This is a genomic window from Treponema sp. OMZ 857 (assembly GCF_024181085.1).
In the GTDB taxonomy this organism is placed as follows: domain Bacteria; phylum Spirochaetota; class Spirochaetia; order Treponematales; family Treponemataceae; genus Treponema.
The window spans coordinates 1,224,152-1,242,591 of record NZ_CP051147.1; the positions used below are offsets into that span (position 1 = coordinate 1,224,152).

14 protein-coding genes are annotated in these 18,440 nt (G+C 46.5%); 6 read left to right on the top strand and 8 right to left on the bottom strand.

Annotation, left to right across the window (positions count from 1 at the left end):
• Positions 1-147: 147 nt before the first annotated feature.
• A complete protein-coding gene (locus tag E4N66_RS05610; RefSeq protein WP_044017312.1) occupies positions 148-906 on the top strand; it encodes a hypothetical protein in 759 nt (252 codons plus the stop codon).
• 74 nt (positions 907-980) lie between these two features.
• Here E4N66_RS05610 and E4N66_RS05615 read toward each other — a convergent pair whose 3' ends face one another.
• From E4N66_RS05615 to guaA, 8 genes are all read right to left on the bottom strand, one after another.
• A complete protein-coding gene (locus E4N66_RS05615; protein ID WP_371922461.1) occupies positions 981-1,727 on the bottom strand; it encodes a tRNA threonylcarbamoyladenosine dehydratase in 747 nt (248 codons plus the stop codon).
• A gap of 69 nt (positions 1,728-1,796) precedes the next feature.
• Complete coding sequence (locus E4N66_RS05620; protein ID WP_253729294.1) at positions 1,797-2,855, bottom strand: phospho-N-acetylmuramoyl-pentapeptide-transferase; 1,059 nt, start codon at positions 2,853-2,855, stop codon at positions 1,797-1,799.
• A gap of 411 nt (positions 2,856-3,266) precedes the next feature.
• A complete protein-coding gene (ruvC, locus tag E4N66_RS05625; RefSeq protein ID WP_253729295.1) occupies positions 3,267-3,770 on the bottom strand; it encodes a crossover junction endodeoxyribonuclease RuvC in 504 nt (167 codons plus the stop codon).
• An 81-nt stretch (positions 3,771-3,851) separates the two neighbouring features.
• On the bottom strand, positions 3,852-4,250 hold the full coding sequence (locus E4N66_RS05630) for a type II toxin-antitoxin system VapC family toxin (RefSeq protein ID WP_044016016.1): 399 nt from the start codon (positions 4,248-4,250) through the stop codon (positions 3,852-3,854).
• Positions 4,234-4,512: a hypothetical protein gene (locus E4N66_RS05635; RefSeq protein ID WP_044016019.1), complete on the bottom strand. Its 279-nt coding sequence runs from the start codon at positions 4,510-4,512 to the stop codon at positions 4,234-4,236. Before E4N66_RS05635 ends, E4N66_RS05630 begins: the two co-directional genes overlap by 17 nt.
• Positions 4,513-4,590: 78 nt before the next feature.
• The gene (locus tag E4N66_RS05640; RefSeq protein ID WP_253729296.1) at positions 4,591-6,348 is read right to left on the bottom strand and encodes an aminopeptidase P family protein; all 1,758 of its coding nucleotides are present in this window, start codon (positions 6,346-6,348) and stop codon (positions 4,591-4,593) included.
• Positions 6,349-6,423: 75 nt separating this feature from the next.
• The gene (locus E4N66_RS05645; protein ID WP_253729297.1) at positions 6,424-7,041 is read right to left on the bottom strand and encodes a glucosaminidase domain-containing protein; all 618 of its coding nucleotides are present in this window, start codon (positions 7,039-7,041) and stop codon (positions 6,424-6,426) included.
• 9 nt (positions 7,042-7,050) lie between these two features.
• Positions 7,051-8,598, bottom strand: coding sequence for a glutamine-hydrolyzing GMP synthase (guaA, locus tag E4N66_RS05650; RefSeq protein ID WP_253729298.1), 1,548 nt, complete (start codon positions 8,596-8,598; stop codon positions 7,051-7,053).
• Positions 8,599-8,723: 125 nt separating this feature from the next.
• Here guaA and dnaX point away from each other — a divergent pair, with 125 nt between their 5' ends.
• From dnaX to E4N66_RS05675, 5 genes are all read left to right on the top strand, one after another.
• Positions 8,724-9,974: a DNA polymerase III subunit gamma/tau gene (gene dnaX, locus E4N66_RS05655; RefSeq protein ID WP_253729299.1), complete on the top strand. Its 1,251-nt coding sequence runs from the start codon at positions 8,724-8,726 to the stop codon at positions 9,972-9,974.
• Positions 9,975-10,105: 131 nt separating this feature from the next.
• Positions 10,106-10,627 (top strand): DNA polymerase III subunit gamma/tau, encoded by a 522-nt coding sequence (locus E4N66_RS05660; RefSeq protein ID WP_253729300.1) that lies wholly within the window; start codon positions 10,106-10,108, stop codon positions 10,625-10,627.
• Positions 10,627-10,938, top strand: coding sequence for a YbaB/EbfC family nucleoid-associated protein (locus E4N66_RS05665; protein ID WP_253729301.1), 312 nt, complete (start codon positions 10,627-10,629; stop codon positions 10,936-10,938). The genes E4N66_RS05660 and E4N66_RS05665 overlap by 1 nt, the downstream gene beginning before the upstream one ends.
• Entirely contained in the window at positions 10,938-11,528 is a 591-nt protein-coding gene (gene recR / locus E4N66_RS05670; protein WP_253729302.1) for a recombination mediator RecR, read from the top strand. The genes E4N66_RS05665 and recR overlap by 1 nt, the downstream gene beginning before the upstream one ends.
• A 357-nt stretch (positions 11,529-11,885) precedes the next feature.
• Positions 11,886-18,428 carry a hypothetical protein gene (locus E4N66_RS05675; protein ID WP_253729303.1) on the top strand — a complete coding sequence of 2,181 codons (6,543 nt, stop codon included), beginning with the start codon at positions 11,886-11,888 and terminating at the stop codon, positions 18,426-18,428.
• The last annotated feature ends 12 nt before the right edge of the window (positions 18,429-18,440 follow it).

Genomic DNA, 18,440 nt, shown 5'->3' on the forward strand with positions numbered 1-18,440 from the left:
TAGCAAAAATCTTCAATAAAAGGTCGTTTTTAACTCAAAAAGAACCATGGTTGCTTAAAAAGAACCATGGTTACGCTGTCCGGCATGGCTATAATCTTTGGGAAAGTCTAGAATTTTCACACTATTTTTGATATGGTACTGCCGATTATGACTAAAAAACTAAGCCCTGATCGTCTGTTATATATTTTAAATGCCGGTATGATGACCTTTGCAATGATAATGAATATCAAAGTAGCTATTCCATATGCATCTGTTATACCGTATATGAATTTAATTAAAGCTGGGTTGAACGCTTTTTGCGTGTGTCTTTCCATTATCCTTATCGTTCATCCCCAAAAAAAACTCTTAACCTACATTGTCTTTTTTGTCGAAGCAGGAAATGCCGTTCTTGTCGGTTTTATGGGAATCGGAACGTCGATGTTCTGTATCGGTATTATCCTCTGTTTTGTTAACGGAGAATTTGCCGTTAATCGGAGAAAAAAGGTGATATTGCTTGGTGTCTACTGGTTGCTGGTTACTATAACAATCTATCCTGTCCTCGGATTTACATTCGTTATATTTGAAATCTTAGGGACACTATTCGGGCTTACTGCCTGCGCTGCATTGTATCAAAAACTCGAAGGAAAGCTTTCGTATCTTTTGTTGCCGAACGAAACGGTAACGACTGCCGTTACCCTGCCGCCGAAAGGTTCAACATTAAAATTATCGGATTATGAGCTTTCGGAGCGCCAAATCGCATTTATCCTCGGTTCGATTAAACACGGTGAAACTTACGAAACGCTGGGAAATCGCTATTATGTCAGCACCTCTGTGGTCAAAAAAGACATGGCTGCAGCCTGTAAGTATTTCGGCGTCGCGAACCGAGAAGCGCTGCGAATTTTGCTTTTGCAATATAAGCTGGAGTAACCGGCGCTGTACCCTGATAATTTCTGTATGGTGTAGTGGTGTATTAATCAATGGGGATTTCTCATAAAAGAGAACTACGTCTGGGGACATCTAAAAGTTATACTTGAGTTTTTAGAGATCCCCTGTAATATCTGATTGAGTAGATCGCCTGCAAGCAGAATACCGGCTGCAGCGGGTACCCATGAAACCGAGCTTGGCGGACGGCTGCGGACAGCGGGAACTTCCTTGGAATATAGCACCCGCAGCTTTTTTACTCCCCGTTTTTTTAGTAGTCCGCGCATGGCTTTACACAAGGGGCAAACGGCAGTATCGTAAATGTCGGCAAATTGAAATAAATCCGCGCGGAGCTTATTTCCGCAGCCCATTGCCGCTACGATTGGGATACCGCGGTTTTCCGCCTCTGCCGCCAGTGCAACTTTGAGTGAAATCGTATCAACCGCATCGACAATACAATCGATGCTTGATAAGAAAGGTAAGAAAGAAAGAAAGCCGTCCGCATCGGGGAGAATGTGCTGAACAACCTGATGCACCGTACACGCCGGGTTTATATCGGCGATTCGTGCGGCGGCAGCAGCAGTTTTATACTGTCCGATGGTAGAGGTAAGCGCATAGAGCTGCCGGTTAAGGTTTGAAGGGCTTACCGTATCGCCGTCAACGAGATATAGTGTCCCGATACCGGCGCGTGCAAGGGCTTCAACCGTATACCCGCCGACACCGCCGATACCGAATACCGCAACCCGCAATTTACGAAGCCGGTTAACCCCTTCCGTTCCGATAAGCGCTTTACTCCGGATAAACAGCGGGTCAGGCTCATCCTGCATAGCCATACCGATATTACGCGTATCGTATGAACTGCACACAGCGCTCTTGCGATCAGAGTCAGTCAAAGCTTAGCGGATTTTGAATAAGACTGCAAATACGGCAAGCGTAATCAGCAGTTGCAAAATAAGGAATTTTATCAATACCTGCGTCGATGACCATTGAAGGTTTTTCCTCATGTGGTCATGGAGCGGGAACCGGATATTCCTAAAAATACGGATATGAAAAAAGCGTAATAACGCCACTTTAACGAGGCCTGTGCCGCCGTTGAGCAGAATCATTCCGCTGGTCATTAACAGCAAGAAGGGATTGCCCGAAATAATAACCAATACGCCGATAAAAAAGCCGAGTGCGCGGGAACCGGCATCTCCCATCATCACCTTACTTGGATAGGCATTGTGCCACAGGTATCCCATCAGTACGCCGGAAAGACTAAAGCAGATAAGCGCCCACTGCGCGCCATCTACCCGATGCGGAATAAGCAGATATTCCGAAACTTTTACGTTCCCGATAATAAAATAGAAGACCATACCAAGCGAAATAAGCGCCATCAAAATGAGGGTTCCGGAAAGTCCGTCTACTCCATCGGTACAGTTTGTCGTATTGATAGAAAACCATAAAATTAAAACGGAAACCGTAAAAAATACGGCAGGATGTACCGCGATACTTTGACTCATAAACGGAATCCAGTAAGAAATGGAATCGTCAAAATACCAATGAAAGAGCACTGTCGCAGTAATCAGCGACAACACTAAATCCAATGCGCCTTTCCGGTATTCTCCCCACGGATTAACCGACCGGTCGTCAAGATAGCCGGTGAGCATCACCAACCATGTTAAAACCAGTACCGCTATTTGCGTACCCGAAGGCATGATCAGCAGGAAAATCATAACGACAAAAATCGTAATAAAGACGACACCGCCGCCGGTCGGTTTTCCTTTTGCTGCCTCAGGAGAAATACCGAATTCCTTTCCTCTGTCTTTCGGTAAACGGGCATAAAAGCGCGGTAAAATGAATACCGTTAAAAAAAAGCCTACATAAAATGAAATTGAAATAAGTACGAGATATGATTGTAAAAGCCGCATGGGGCCGTAGAATGAAGAAAGAAGCCCCGATAAATAAAAAAGCATTGGAACAGTATATACAGCCCATATAAAAAAAACAACCCTTCGCTTGCTCCATGATAAACACATCAGCCAAGTTTCCGTCATAGGGAGTGGCGGTTCCACATAGCTGCAGAATAAGCAAGGCTGATGCTTTTTGAACAGCATTTTTCCGTGAGCCTTTTGAAATAGACTGTTAAAAAGCGTACGTCCCTGTACGCTTTTTAACGACGAGATTTGTGCATAGCCCAAATCTCGCTACTACTATAGCCACGGACATCCATGTCCGTTCTGATACGTTGAGCATTTATTACAGAAGCGGCAGGGATGCCGCTGGTTATATCAGAAGCGATGTTTCAGCGATGCTGAAACTCGCTGCCAAAAGTGTACAAGGATGTACACTTTTGGCAAGGCAACGCAGCAGATGCGCCGTATATTTCAAAAGGTAGGTACTGTATTCACATATGTAATCGCCGCCGCCAGCGCATCGGCGGCATGGTCGGGTTTCGGTATCGCTTTAAGTCCGAGCAGCAGCTGGACGGTCAGCTGCACTTGCTGTTTTTCCGCCTGCGCGATGCCGGTAACCGCTTTTTTAATAGCGTTCGGTGCATATTGAAAGACGGGGACACCTGCCTGCGCTAAGGCAAGCAGTGTTACGCCGCGTGCTTCCGAAACACTCAAAGCGCTCGTTACGTTTTTTGCGAAATAGAGCGTTTCGATACCGGCTGCGGCGGGTTGGTATGTGCGGATAAGCTCCGTGAGCCGGTCAAAGACAATGAGCAGCCGGTCCCCCTGTACCTGTCTCGCTTCCGTTTGAATAACACCGTAATCGATACAGCGCATCCTGCTGCCGGACACAGTAATAATGCCGTAGCCGGTATGGGCAAGTCCGGGGTCAAGCCCCATGATAATTTGTCCTGCGGCTGTCCGCTTTTCCGTCATCTGCTCTATCTTCCTATCATCTTAACATTTGTTTACCCTGCATTGCAGAGCAATGGCGGATTGAAGCAGGCATTAGGTTTCCTAACTTTTCCAGTTTTCCAATTTTAAATATGGGATTTTTTCAAAGTGCTTCACATTGTTTGTTACCAGTGTTAAATCATTGTAAATTGCTGTTGCTGCAATCAATAAATCCATATCTTCAATTCGTATTCCATTGTTAAACATTTTTGCTTTTATATCGGCAAAAACTTCCATCACACCTTCGTTTAAGTCTTCAATCGGATAAAGTTCACGGATATGCCTTACTTTAATCATGTTTTGCTGTTCGTTTTGAGAACGCTTTGCTCCAAAAATCAGCTCTGCATAAGTGATCATTGAAATTGAAATGGGGATGTTCTTGTTCTCTTCAAATTTTATCAGAACCGACTTATCTTTACGAAGAGCAAAAATTATTATATCCGTATCAATTAAATATGCCATCTAATGCCTCAAATCTTGTAGAATTTACGCGCGAACTATAAATATCATCGATTATTGCTTCTGTAGTTCGGCTATCTTCCCAAGAACCTGCAAGTTTTAAGAATTCTTCCGTGGCATTTTTTTGTTTTATGGGAATTGAAGTAAAATAATCCTGTAAAATTGTAATAACTTGCTGACTGATTGAGCGGTTATCCAATTTCGCAACAAATTTTAGCCTATCATATAATCGATCATCTATATCGCGGACTTGTAACATTGCCATATTGAGCCTCCACTCATAACTATATAATGGAATACATGAAAAATCAATCAGATTTCATTATTTTACTCCTCAGCCCTCTTACAGTGCCTGTGTCCGCTCTTTTAAGAATGCACGATGTGCCTCATCCAAATGAGGTTCCAGCGCCGTGCGAACCGCTTGATTATAATCATTCAGCCACTTGAGTTCTTCGGGAAGCAGTAGCTCCTTCACCACCGGCCGTGTGTCGATCGGGCAGAGCGTCAGCGTTTCAAACTTCAAGAAGGTGCCGTACTCAGTCGTTTTCCATTCCTTTGTCAGTGTGAGGTTTTCGATGCGGATACCGTGACTTCCGGCGCAGTAAAAGCCGGGCTCGTTGGAGGTAATCATACCCGCCTTCATCGGAGCGTCCGTATAGCGGAGCCCGATATTCTGCGGCCCTTCGTGAACGGACAGCACATACCCGACGCCGTGTCCGGTACCGTGCTTATAATCCTTGCCGTATTTCCGAAGCGGATTGCGGGCAAGAATATCAAGCTTATAGCCGGTCGTGTTTTCGGGGAACTTTGCTAAAGCGAGCTGGATATGCCCTTTGAGTACCAGCGTATAATCCTCTTTTTCTTCCGCGGTGAGCGGGCCGAGCGGGATGGTACGGGTAATATCCGTTGTTCCGTCTCGATATTGTCCGCCTGAGTCGAGCAGCAAAAAGCCTTTGGGCTGCAAGGTAGCGGCCGTTTCTTTTTTAGGCCCGTAGTGGATAATCGCGGCGTTTGCTCCGTATCCTGCAATCGTGGTAAAGCTCGCTTCGATAAAGTCCGGCTGTTCGGCACGGAAGCGCAGCAGCTGTTCGGAAACGTCCCATTCGGTAACGCCGCTATCGGCATGGTCTTCCACCCATTTGAGGATTTTGACCATCGCGATGCCGTCTTTGAGGAATGCATTCCGGTAGTTTTTAATTTCGGTTTCGTTTTTCACCGCTTTCATCGAAGAAGTGATATTAAGGCCTTCTATGATATTCGCCTTAATCTTGTTGCGTAAGAAGATATTTGTCCGTGCCGGATCAATGTAGACCGTACCCTGTAACTTTTCGGCATCGGCGAAAACCGCTTCGTAAGGAGCAACCGACACGCCTTCTTTTTCCAGCGCCGCCTTCACCTCATCCGTCATTTGCCGCGCGTCGATGTAAAGCCGTGTCCTCTGCATATCAACCAAGGCATAGGCGGTAACAACCGGCGTGCATTCAATATCATTGCCGCGGATATTAAAAAGGTAACAAACATCCTCCAAAGCCCCGATAACCGTTGCCTCCGCTTTCTTTTCCCGAAGCGCCGCGCGGACTTCTTTGATTTTTTCCGACGCGGATTTTCCCGTGTAGCGGACATCGAGTAAAAAGGCAGTGCTTAATACGGGCGCAGGCCGATCCGTCCACATCTCCCCGATGAGATCACGGTCGATAACAAACTTCATATCGGGAAGCGACGAATTAAACTGTGCAAACGAATTAACCGCTATCACTTTCCCGTCCATACCGATCGTACTTCCCGCAGGAAGCGTCTGTGCAAGATATTCAAATACGGTCGGTACATTCGGTTCTCCGCTCTTTTGCAAGAAGATGCCGCTTCCTTGTAATTCTTTTTCAGCTTGTAAAAAATACCGGCCGTCAGTCCATAAAAAGGCCTTGTCTTTTGTAACCAATACGGCGCCCGCAGAGCCGGTAAAGCCGGAAATAAAGACGCGGGTCTTATCGTGTTCGGCAAGATATTCGCACTGATGCGGGTCGGCGGTTGGAATATAATACGCGTCGAAGCCGCATTCCGCCATTTTATTGCGTAATACGTTAATACGTTCAGCTATTGTCATAGTGATCTCCTTTGTAAATCAATTTAAAATAACCTCAAAAATTGAGTTTTTTAGAGGTTACCGGTTATATTTTCGTTACAACCCTGCGTACATGCGGCGCAGCAGCTGGTCTATTTTATGCCCGTAAGCGGGATCCGATGCCCACGTTCCGGCAAGGTTATAAATATGCGGCGCCTTGCCTTTCGGGTTTACGTAACGGTAACGAGGATCTACGGATGGAAGTTTGAGCGGTTCGGCGCTGGCGTATGCTTTTAGATGCTGAATATGCGCTCTGACTCCCGTTTGCTCGTCGGGAAACACCAAACCCGGATTTTCGGCATTGATCGCGCCGAGTCCGCAAAAATTGTTCATGTCTGCGGTTACCAATCCGCCGAACCGTAAAAAGCCGGTTTCCAAACACATCTGTGCAAAAGCGATATCGGCATTTATTCCTTCAGCTGAGGATTCTTTCACATAATACCCTGCCAACCGCTCGACCTTTTCCTGATCAACTTCTTCTGTTTGCGCTAATGCGGTTTGCATTAAAAAGAACGAAACGAGTTGTTCCTGCGTCATGCGTCCGGTACCCATAATCGCTTTAGGAATGGACGGGGGAACCGACCTGCATGAAAAGCAAAGAAATAGCAAAAGCAGGGTAATAAGGAGGAAAGGATGGCTAAAAAAATGCTTTATGCGAAGACGGGAAACGCTCATACGCTTCTTTTACTCCCATTCGATGGTTGCGGGCGGCTTGGGCGTAATGTCGTACACCACGCGGTTGATGCCTTTGACTTCGTTGATGATACGGAGCGTAATCTTCTGCAGCAGCGGATACGGAATTTCCGCGACCTCAACCGTCATCGCATCGACGGAGGTTACCGCCCGTATCGCTATCAGGTTGTCATACGTTCTGCCGTCGCCCATAGCGCCGACCGTGCGGACATTGGGGAATACGGTAAAATACTGCCAAATAGAATCCGCCAAGCCCGCCTGCGCAATTTCTTCGCGGAGAATGGCATCGCTTTCGCGTACCAGATGCAGCCGTTCGGGGGTGATTTCTCCTAATATACGTACCGCAAGTCCCGGGCCGGGGAATGGCTGCCGTTTAACCAGTTCGTCGGGAATACCGAGCGCTTTGCCGAGTGCACGTACCTCATCCTTAAATAGCATCCGCAGCGGTTCTATCAATTCTTTAAAGTCGATATGTTCGGGGAGACCGCCGACATTGTGGTGGGATTTAATAACCGCGGCTTTTTTGCTTCCGCCCGATTCAATAACGTCGGGATAAATGGTTCCCTGCACCAAAAAATCGACGGTGCCGATTTTTTTCGCTTCTTCTTCAAAAACGCGGATAAATTCCTCACCGATAATCTTCCGCTTGCGTTCGGGTTCGGTTACTCCGGCAAGTTTTTTTAAGAACTGCTCGGAGGCATCCACATGGATGATGTTAAGACCGAGTGTTTCGCGGTAGGTTTTCAGCACCTGTGCCGCCTCATCTTTGCGTAAAAGTCCGTGATCGACAAAGATACAGGTAAGCTGATCGCCGACAGCCTTATGCACCAGCACCGAAGCGACGGAGGAATCAACCCCGCCCGACAGAGCCGAAATAACCTTTTTGTTGCCGACCTTTCGTTTTATTTCCTGAATGACCGAATCGGCGGCGGTTGCGGCGTTCCATACTTCGGTACATCCGCAAATGCCGCGCACAAAGTTTTTGAGCATTTGTGTGCCGTATACGGAGTGTAATACTTCGGGATGGAATTGTACGCCGTAGTACCCGCATTCGGTATTTGCCATAGCGGCGATAGGACAGTTATCCGTTTTCGCAATGGTTGTAAACCCTTCGGGGAGGGCGGATACGCTGTCGTTGTGGCTCATCCACACGATGGAGTCTGCCGGACAGTCCTTCCAAAGCGCTGCACCTGCCGCATCTTTGCCGGTGTACAGCTTTGTCTTACCGAATTCGCTTTTTTCTGCCGGCTGCACTTTTCCGCCGAGCAAATAGGTCATCAGCTGCATTCCGTAACAGATACCCAACACCGGTACCCCTAAGTTGAATATTTCAGGATTGCAGGTTGCCGCATCATCGGCATACACGGAGTCGGGCGCTCCGGATAAGATGATTCCCTTTAAAGAAATACTTTGTATACGGGTAAGCTCTGCGTCGAAAGGAAGTACTTCACAATAAACACCGCATTCGCGGATACGGCGGGCAATGAGCTGAATATACTGCCCTCCGAAATCAAGGATAATAATTTTTTCTGTGTGCATAGTGTACTATATCAGTGTATGACTTGTTAGACAAGGAGTCTTTCGATTAGAGGGCAAGACTTTCCGTTAGATTTTTACGTGAGTAAATACTTTATCCAAACCTCAATTTATGATACTATCTCCGAATGGAGTACCAAGTAACGGCGACACGGCGCAGGCCTCAGCGATTTGAAGATTTATTAGGGCAGGATTTTGTTGCGGCGACGCTGCAAAAATCTATTGAAGCGGGGAAAATAGCCCATGCGTATCTTTTTTCGGGGCCGCGCGGATGCGGTAAAACCAGTTCGGCGCGTATTTTAGCCAAGGCACTCAACTGTGAAACGGGAACGGTCGCTACTCCCTGCGGAGTTTGTACCTCGTGCCGCGAAATTACGGCCGGTTCAAGTATCGACGTTATCGAGATAGACGGCGCATCGAATACGAGTGTCAACGATGTGCGGCAAATCAAGGACGAAATTCTCTTTCCGCCCAATACCAGCCGGTATAAAATCTACATTATCGACGAAGTTCATATGCTTTCCACGAGCGCTTTCAATGCGTTGCTGAAAACGATCGAAGAGCCGCCTCCGTATGTTATCTTTATTTTTGCAACAACCGAACTGCACAAGGTTCCGGCAACCATCAAAAGCCGCTGTCAGCACTTTAACTTTAAATTAGTCGATGTAGAAGTGCTTAAACAGGCTTTAGCAGAGGCGGCGGCGGAGCTGCATATCGAGGCTGACGACGAGGCGTTGTACTGGATTGCGCGCGAGGCTACCGGGAGCGTGCGCGATTGCTACACCTTGTTTGATCAGGTGGCTGCCTTTTCGGACGGGCATATCACCTTTGAAAAAATACAGAGCACACTTGGTTTAACGGGTACCGATTCGATCGGAGCCTTGCTGACTGCTTGCGTTCAAAAAGATGCCGCCGCCGCGCTGCTCACCCTTGATACTATTCTGCAAAACGGTGTTTCTACCGAGCAATTTACGGTAGACTGCACTAACTATCTCCGCAGTCTTCTATTAATACAACAAGGTATTACAAAAGAGGCTTTAATCGGGCAGCGCGCGGAGCGGTTCCCGCAGGAGATACTGACAGGCTGGAATGCCCAGCAGCTTGAGCGCGCTCTCTATCTGTTTTTGCAGCTTTTCAGAGATCTCCGGTTCTCGCTTAATCCGCGTTATGAACTGGAATTAACGGTTTCCCGCCTTGCATGGCTTTCCGACTATGTTTCCCCAAAGGAACTGAAAGAAGCCTTTGATGCGGCTCAAGCGCTGTTCGCGGGCGTACCTACGGCAGTTCAATCTGCAACCAGAGCGTTGCCCGGCAGCGGGGTGCCGCAAAAAGGCGGGGCTGACTCCCCTTTTTTAAGACCGGCGGCTTCTCTTCGCTGAGGGCTGCCGGTACTTACGGAAATACCGCATCGGCCGGGATACCTGTTTCGGACGGAATAGCCGGCACCTCGCAGACAGGAATTTCGGCCAATGCTCCGCTAGGTTATACTCAGTATCCGGTAACCGGAGCGGTGCAGCAACAGGCGGTACAGCATCCGGCAACCGGAGCAGCGCCGGTGCAGCAGCAGCGGGATGTCCCGCTACCGCAGGGAACGCCGCAGATTCAGCCGCCGGTGTCGGTACCGCAGCCTTCGGCAGTGCGGCAGTCGCCAATTGGAACCCCACCGCCGCCCCGTGTGCAGAGCATCGATGAGCTCAAGGACGCGCTTATTCAGCATCTACTCATAGAACATACGATGTTGTCGGCGGCGGTCGGTAAAACGCTCAACTGGAGCGAACGGGACGGCATCCTGTATATGGCTGTTCATACCCCTTTTGAAGTACAGCAGCTGCAGCGGGAAAAAAATATCCTAACCCGAAAGACGGCGGAGCTTTACGGCAAAGAATTGAAAATACAAATAACACTCGCTCAAGAAGAGACAGTGCAAAAAGTATCCGTCCCCGCGCGGGTAGAGATGGTACGGCGTAATATCAAGGGCAGTATCGTTGACATACAGAAAAAAGCGGTTGTAGAAGAACCGGAGGAAGAATAATGAATATAAATCCGTTTGAATTAATGAAAAATGCAAAAGACTTGCAGGCTCATTTCGGGAAAATGCAAGAAGAACTGGCAGCGCTCCGCGTGCAAGGCGTTTCGGGCGGCGGCTTGGTAAAGGTAACGCTGAGCGGTACCTTCGATATGGTAAAAGTCGAATTGGATCCTATTGCTGTCGATAACCGCGATATTCCGATGTTACAAGACCTAATCCGCTCGGCTCATACCGATGCAATAGAAAAAATTAAAGATACCTTGAAGGAGAAAATGGGACCGCTTGCCGCGCTTGCAGGAGGAATGCCGTCATAATGAACGCGCTTGAAGACCTTATCGACAATTTATGCCGCCTGCCGGGTATCGGAAAAAAGAGTGCCGCTCGGCTCGCATATCATATCCTCAAGCAAGAGCCTCCCTATGCCCACCGGCTGGCAGACAGCCTCTACAAGCTTCACGACAGTATTAAACCGTGCCCGATATGCGGCGCTTTTACCGATCAAGATGTGTGCACTATCTGCAGCGATCCGGGACGGGACGGCTCCTGCATCTGCGTAGTGGAGCAGCCGCAGGATGTTTATACCTTGATGAGCATGGGCGAGTACCGGGGGCTTTTTCACGTACTCGGCGGTGTTATCGCGCCGCTTGAAGGCATCGGGCCGGAACAGCTCCGTATTGCAAGCCTCGTTAAGCGTATCGGCAACGGTACGGCGGTAAAAGAAGTGATTCTCGCAACCAATCCGACAATCGAAGGGGATACCACCGCCCTTTATATCCAAAAGGTGCTGCGCGATCTTCCCGTCGAGGTTACCCGTCTTGCATCGGGTCTGCCGGTCGGCGGCGACTTGGAGTACACCGACAAACTGACTCTAATGCGCAGCTTCAAAGGCAGGATAAAGATTTAAGATTTATTTTTCGCTTGACAAAATATTTAATTATCGGTATACGTCAAGTGAGATTTAGTAATATACGCGGTAATCTGCCACCCTCTAAAAGTCATCCATAAAAGTAATCGTACAAAAAGTTTATCGCTAGCAACATTAAAGTTTTGCGCTATTGCTGCCGATAGGGGACGCGGGATAGCAGAAAGTTGTAGCGGTCATGCCGCTACCGCTCAGAGGTGAAAGCAAGACGGTAAGGTTCTGCCGCAGAGAAGCGAAGCAGAAGAAAATACAGGGCGTTTTTATCGCCGGAGCGTGGGGCTGTCCATAAACTTCAGGTTTTGGATAGTTTTCTTGCTCAATGAAGCGGAGAAAAGGCTTATGAAAAAGATGAATCACGTAGTATCTTTTGTACTGATTGTATTAACTGTTCTTGCAGGTGTTACCTGTAAACCGTATGTAGGCTTGGGCGGTCAGATCGATATTCTTCCGCCGAGCGGGAAGATCGACTATCCTGATGCGGGTGAGACGCCGATACGGGGTTCGTTTGTCTTAAAGGGAACGGCAAGCGATGATGACGGTATTCAATCGATTTCGGTTGTTTTTGAAAATATCGAAACAAAAGAAAGAAGCTCTGCGTATCGCGCCGAAGGATTTTCCGCAGGGGATGTTTCAGCTTCGTGGACAATAAACGTAAATAATGAATCGACGGGAACCGAACCCGGGCATGAGCTGGTAAAAGTGTATCCCATTCCCGACGGTGAATATACGGCAATTGTCAGCGTTACCGACAAGGTTGGAAAGACGTCCACATTTACCAAGAACTATAAAATAGACAACACCCCGCCGGTGTTTATCGTGCAGCGGCCGTCGATGTTTGTTGATGAAAGTACCTCTCCTTCACCATCGGATCCTTCAGACGGTTATGGTTCGACTTTTTCTGTTGTGGGGCAGGTGGGTGAAAAAAATACCGTTGAAAAACTGAATGTGCATGTTCCGGGAACGCCGCCGATTGATATAACTAATATGTTCGTGGGCAACAATATAAACGCACGGGTTGCCGTATCGGAAGTCATTTCAGGCAATGAAACAAATCCTTTATATAATTTGCAAGCGCAGGATAAAACAAAGCCTATCAGAAGTCAATTATATTTATACGATAATGCCCGCAAATATACTGGGGGGGTAACAGACGAAGGTAATAAAGCCGATTGGTATTATCAGTGGGATAGCATTTATACAGATGTCATAGCAAAAGGCTACACGCCTGAAGTAATCAGCGATTATTTTGCCGGTAAAAAGGGGTCGGATAAAGACGAGCATGATAAAAAAATAAAAGAATTGCGCAACGATACGGCAGCTTTGAATATACTTAAAACGACGATGATTAAAATGACTGAAAAGCGCAGCACTTTTAAACTTGATCCGAGCCAATCTCCCGGTTTTACAGTTGTCGGCGTAAAAAGTTTACCTGTAGAGCCTGCTTTAACTCTTTCAGACGCTACGTCGATGCTCTTTAAAAGCGGAGGTGAAACGGCATTTTCGATAGAGCTTATCCGTAATAAAAATAACACTCCATTGACGGCCGGCTTTGACCTTGCTAGGTATAAGGAAAGCAATATTGAGATCGTTTTACACAAATGGAATAAAGCGGCCGGCACGAATGAAGCGGACAGCTTAAAAAATGATGTAAATTGTGAAGAGAAGAAACTGGTAAAGTTTTCTGAGTTGACGGATACAAGCAATATTACGGTAGTAGATGGAAAGTTACGTGTAAAATGTGTCTTTGATCCGTCTTGGGGTGAAGGATACTATGCCGTAAAGGTTAAAGGTTCCGACACCTCCGGAGCCGATTCAAATAAATTTGAAGCCTATGACACCTCTAATACGGTAAGCAACAGCCTTTATATCATAAACTTTCTTGCTACCGGAAGCGGTCCGAGAATACGGCCGATCCGTCCGCAAGGCTTTAAAAATACAACTGTGGATATAGAAGCGGATGTTACCGGTATCGATTCGACTGGTGCTGTATATTACAATATAGGTGCACCGGTAAATGCCGGTAGTCCCGATACAACAAAGATTCTTACAAAGGTCAGTTCCGACCCGGGCAATCCTCGCTACAAAGCGACGGTTGTTTTAACTACTGATTCGCAGGGGAAGCTTCTTTGGAATGGGGCACCTCTTTCGGACGGCATCCATAAAATTCACTTTTTAGCAAAAACAAGTTCCGGTTCTACCGATACGGATACTACCGAATTTACCGTCGATAACACGGGTCCGACAATTGAAATAGTATATCCTGAAGAAACCAATCCGCAAGCGGGAGAGATTGTCGTTTCAGGCCGAGTCAGCGATGAATGGGCCGGAGTAAATCCCGAAAAAACCAAATACATACTGGGTAAAAAGACTCCTGCGCCGACGGTTGATACTGCTGCCGGCTGGAAAATAATGAAAGATGCTCCTGATACTTCGACAAAAGGTTCGTGGAGTATTCACATCAATTTGGATAACGTTCCTTCATCGGAATACGGTGCGGTTATCGGTAGATATAGAAAAATACCGTTATATGTTTTTACGGAAGACGAACTGGGGAATAAAGCTGTACATGAAAAACAGATACTCTTTGATACTGAGGGAACAAAGCCGATTGTGAAAGTACTTTCACCGCAGAATACTACTCCTACTACAAAATTAGGCGGTACTATACAGATATTCGGAACTGCAAGTGTACCTAAAGGTGGACCGGCAGCGGTGCGTGAAGTATATATTCAATTTTCTCGTGATGGTAATTTTACCTCTGCCGCAGATGGAACATTTGGTACAATCAATTGGTACAATAGTGGAAACGGACAGCTTATTCCAGGGACAGATACTAACGGAGGCGCAGACTGGAGAATCAGTATAAACGGCGACGGTTCATTTAATCATGCAACCAATCAAAACCAAGATGTCTATTTTAGAGTCCGTGCGAAAAATAAAAATGGTACATCGATGGGAGACTGGAGCGATAAAATAAAAATAATCGTCGATAAGTCTGCTCCTACGATTGGAAGTCCCAATGCCGTTAAAGTAGACGATTCTTCGAGTACCGTTCTTGCCGGCAGTGCAAACGCAAAAGACTATACGCCTAATATGTGGGTAGGACGCAATAAAAAACTGATCGGCTCATTAAAAGACGATTCGGGTATAAAGGCTGTTCAAATTGCATCAACCGGTTTGGCTGGCGGTGTGAACTATGATCTTGCTCAAGCTAAAGCAGCGGGTTGGATAGCTGATGCTGCAGACGGAAATTATGAGCTAAAGATTCCGTTCGACTTAGATGCGCTGAGCTCTGCTGCAAAAGCGGCTGGAGAGTTTAGTGTAACTATTTCCATTACAGAAAATACAACATCTCCGGCATTGAGTACACAACAAACGTTTACCTTCCGCTTCGACACCACCGATCCTATCGGTGATTTCGGTACCGATAAATATATGAATATCGGGAATTTTGCTTCTGATTCGATAACTGACGCACAGCTGGCGCAAAAAGTGAAAGATTTAGGCGCTACAGAATCTTCCGGCGGTGGATGCAAAATACTGGCGGACAATCATATACTCACGGCAACGAAAGTAACGGGCGATAAGATTGAATTTACCGCCTCTCCGGCTCTTACTGCTGGACGCCACAGCTATATTCTGTATAAACCGGAAACGCTGATATACAAAAACAACAGTGGGAAATGGATTGTCAATGGTGTGGCGAATGATAGTGGTTCAGGTGTTGCAGAAGTGAAGGTACATGTAACCGTCAACGGCATTGATTCACCTGAAACGGTCATAAACGAAACTCATCAGACAAACAGAATTACCAAACAGCTTGGTGGAACCGTTACGTGGAAGGGAGAGCTTGATTTTGGTTCCGTATCTGATGGTAAGGGCAAGCTGCATTATACCATAACCGACAAGAGTGGTAATACGTATATGACGCCCGGTGTTGATGTCGTGGTAAAAAACAAGCCGGTAAAGGTTTCTAAAGTTATACTACAAACCGAAATCGGTGGACAACCGGTAACAACCGATAAACTCAATCCTGCAGAAACGGATCCACAGACGACGGTAACGAAAGATACCAACGATGCTCAATTGAATCAGACCAAGACTGTGGAAAGCAAAAACTTTGCCTTTAAGAGCACAACCAATTCAAAGATTAAGGTTGAGTTTTCCGGCGGACAAGGTACCGTAAAATACCGCCTGAGAAAAAGTGACGGAACTCTATTGCAGGATCTTACCGCGGTAACATCCGGCAGCGAAATTGACTTAACAACTCACTTCGGCTCGGGGGCAAATAAAATAAATAACTCAAACGGTACGCCTACGACAATAAAGCTTGAGTTGTGGGATGAGGCATACGGTTTTGATCCAGGTACTACGAGTTCTTGGGCTAAGGTAGACATTACTACACTTTTTGATGCGCTTGACACTAAGCCGCCGACGGTTGTTATCCTGCCTTTCCATTGGAATAGCGAAACCGATAACTCTCTGTATCAAAACAGTCGTGCTAACGGACATGTGGAAATTGCAAAGATTAACAGCTTAGGCAACGATTACTCTTCCGTTTCGGGTAAAGTTACCCTACGCGGCTTTGCATATGATAATGTTCAGCTCAAGACACTTACGGCAACGCTTCCTAACGCTTCAAACATAACTGTTACGAACACCAATAATACATGGTCTATAAGCGAAGATGCTTCAAAGAATATCAAGTTTAAAGTTGAAGAGTCTAAATACGACTATCTCGGCTACTATGTAAAATGGAAGCTGGAATGGGACAGTGAAAAAACGTCTGTAGGTCTTGGAAAGACAATCAGTGTTTCGGCTCATGACGGAACCAATTCTTCAGGAACCTCGGCTGCCGATCCGTCTTCCTCATCTTCTTCTCTAACCCGCGATACTAATGATACGGCGGAACATGCGGATTTTGCCGTTGCCAAGCCCGGTCAGTTTATTCTCTTTACTAAGGGTGAAGCACAGCACTTAACCCGCGTAAAATCAGTTACCGGTAATAAGATTGAGCTTATAAATGCGGTAGATACCGGTTTTGTGACTGCTACGCTGTATAAAGATACAACAAATGATTCTTCGATAAGTGTTAACGTGGTGCCGTATATTACCGGTGTCAGCAGAAACAGTACGTACAATACAAACAGAGCTCGAAGCGGTGCCATACCCTTACTACGCGGGGAAGCGGGCAACACACTTACAGGTTTTAACTTGGACGGAAGCACTCCCTCTTTAAAGATTACCGCAAATAAAGACGGAAGCGGTTCTTTTCCAGTTGAAATGGAGAGTCTGACATTAAGTAGTGATAAGAAGAGTTTTACCTTTAAAGTGCCGGATACGGCAAAAGACGGTTATCTGCATCTTGTGGTAAACGGTGTTGCTGCGGTAAATAATATAAATGCCTATACCGCAAGTAATACGGAAAAATCCGATACATACGGAACCGCGAAACATTCCGACGACAGATTTGTGCATATTTGGCGTGTAAGTAAGGAAGATACCTTTAAGGGCAGCAAAAATGCCATTTATCCTGCAATGACTAAAGATAGTAACGGTGAGCTGTATGCTTCGTTCAGTAATTATTCAAACTCGGATGTGTATTATTCAAATCAATTTACGGGAGATACTCCTGTTGCCGTAGCTGTAGACGGAAACGGTACACGCAGGGTGCTTCACGTATACGATCCGCCGGAAGAAACGGATATAACCGTAAATGGAGGGGAAGTAAATGTACTCTATGCTGCAAATTATCATAACGGAAGTGCTACGGATTGGGGCAATGGTACAACCAGCACAGACGGAAAAAAATACCTATGGAATGATACTAACTCCGTAAATGCGGGCGGTATATACCTCTATGATAAAGATGCGCCCAAGATATATCGTGATTATAAGGGCTATCGGTTTGAGTTGTTTACCTACGATAATGAATTGCAGCAGTTTAAAAACATACGGACTGTACGTTCCGGCGATAACATCTACGTTGTCTATTATGACAGATTAACTGCAGCTGCAAAATTTGCCTGGGTTGATGACAGTAAAACGCCGAATACAAGCCTCAAGGCGCTGCCGTGGTGCGTGATAGACGGCAATACCGACGTAACCGATAGAGAATGTGCAGTACCTGACGCTCCGGCTGATGCTCCGGCTGATCAAAAGAAATTTACATTTGTGAGCCCCAACGGTTCAACTTATGCATCTCCGTATGTATTGAGTAATTTTGAACCAGGGCTTTCCGTTTCAAATGCAGTGTGGGAATCCGTTGCCGTTACGGTAACTAAGAATGGTTATCCTGTTGTTGTGTACATGGATGCCGCAACCGGCAGCTTACGTCTTGCAAGAAGTACGTCAAAACAGCCTACGTCGTCAGCCGATTGGACAATTCAAAAGGTTCTCGATTCTTCGGATCCGAACGGTAAGATTGCAAGCGACTATATAAATGCATGTATCGGCAGTGATGGGGTTTTGCATATCGCGTTCCAAAACACCAAGGGGCAGCTCGTGTACGTAAAATCTACGAATATGTCCGATGACGGTTCAACAAAGTATACGTTTGGAGAGTCGGAAGTACTGGATGATTCCGGTATGTCTATAGATATGACCATGGACGGCACAACTCCCTATATTACGTATATGTCCCGTCCCAACTCGTACGATGCTATCCGGATTGCCTATAAAACCTCTATGGACTTTAACAATACGGGAACGGATGTAGCTGGCTGGGAAACAATGACCGCTCCGCTTAACCAACGGGCAGCAAACGGCCGTATCTGTATTGAAACAAAGGCAAAGTATTACAATACTACGGAGAAGATGCCTGTTGCGGTAGGGTTTAAAACCAGTTCGGATTACCGCGCGGCATTCTATGTAGGAAAGTAGTGTTTTTGTAAG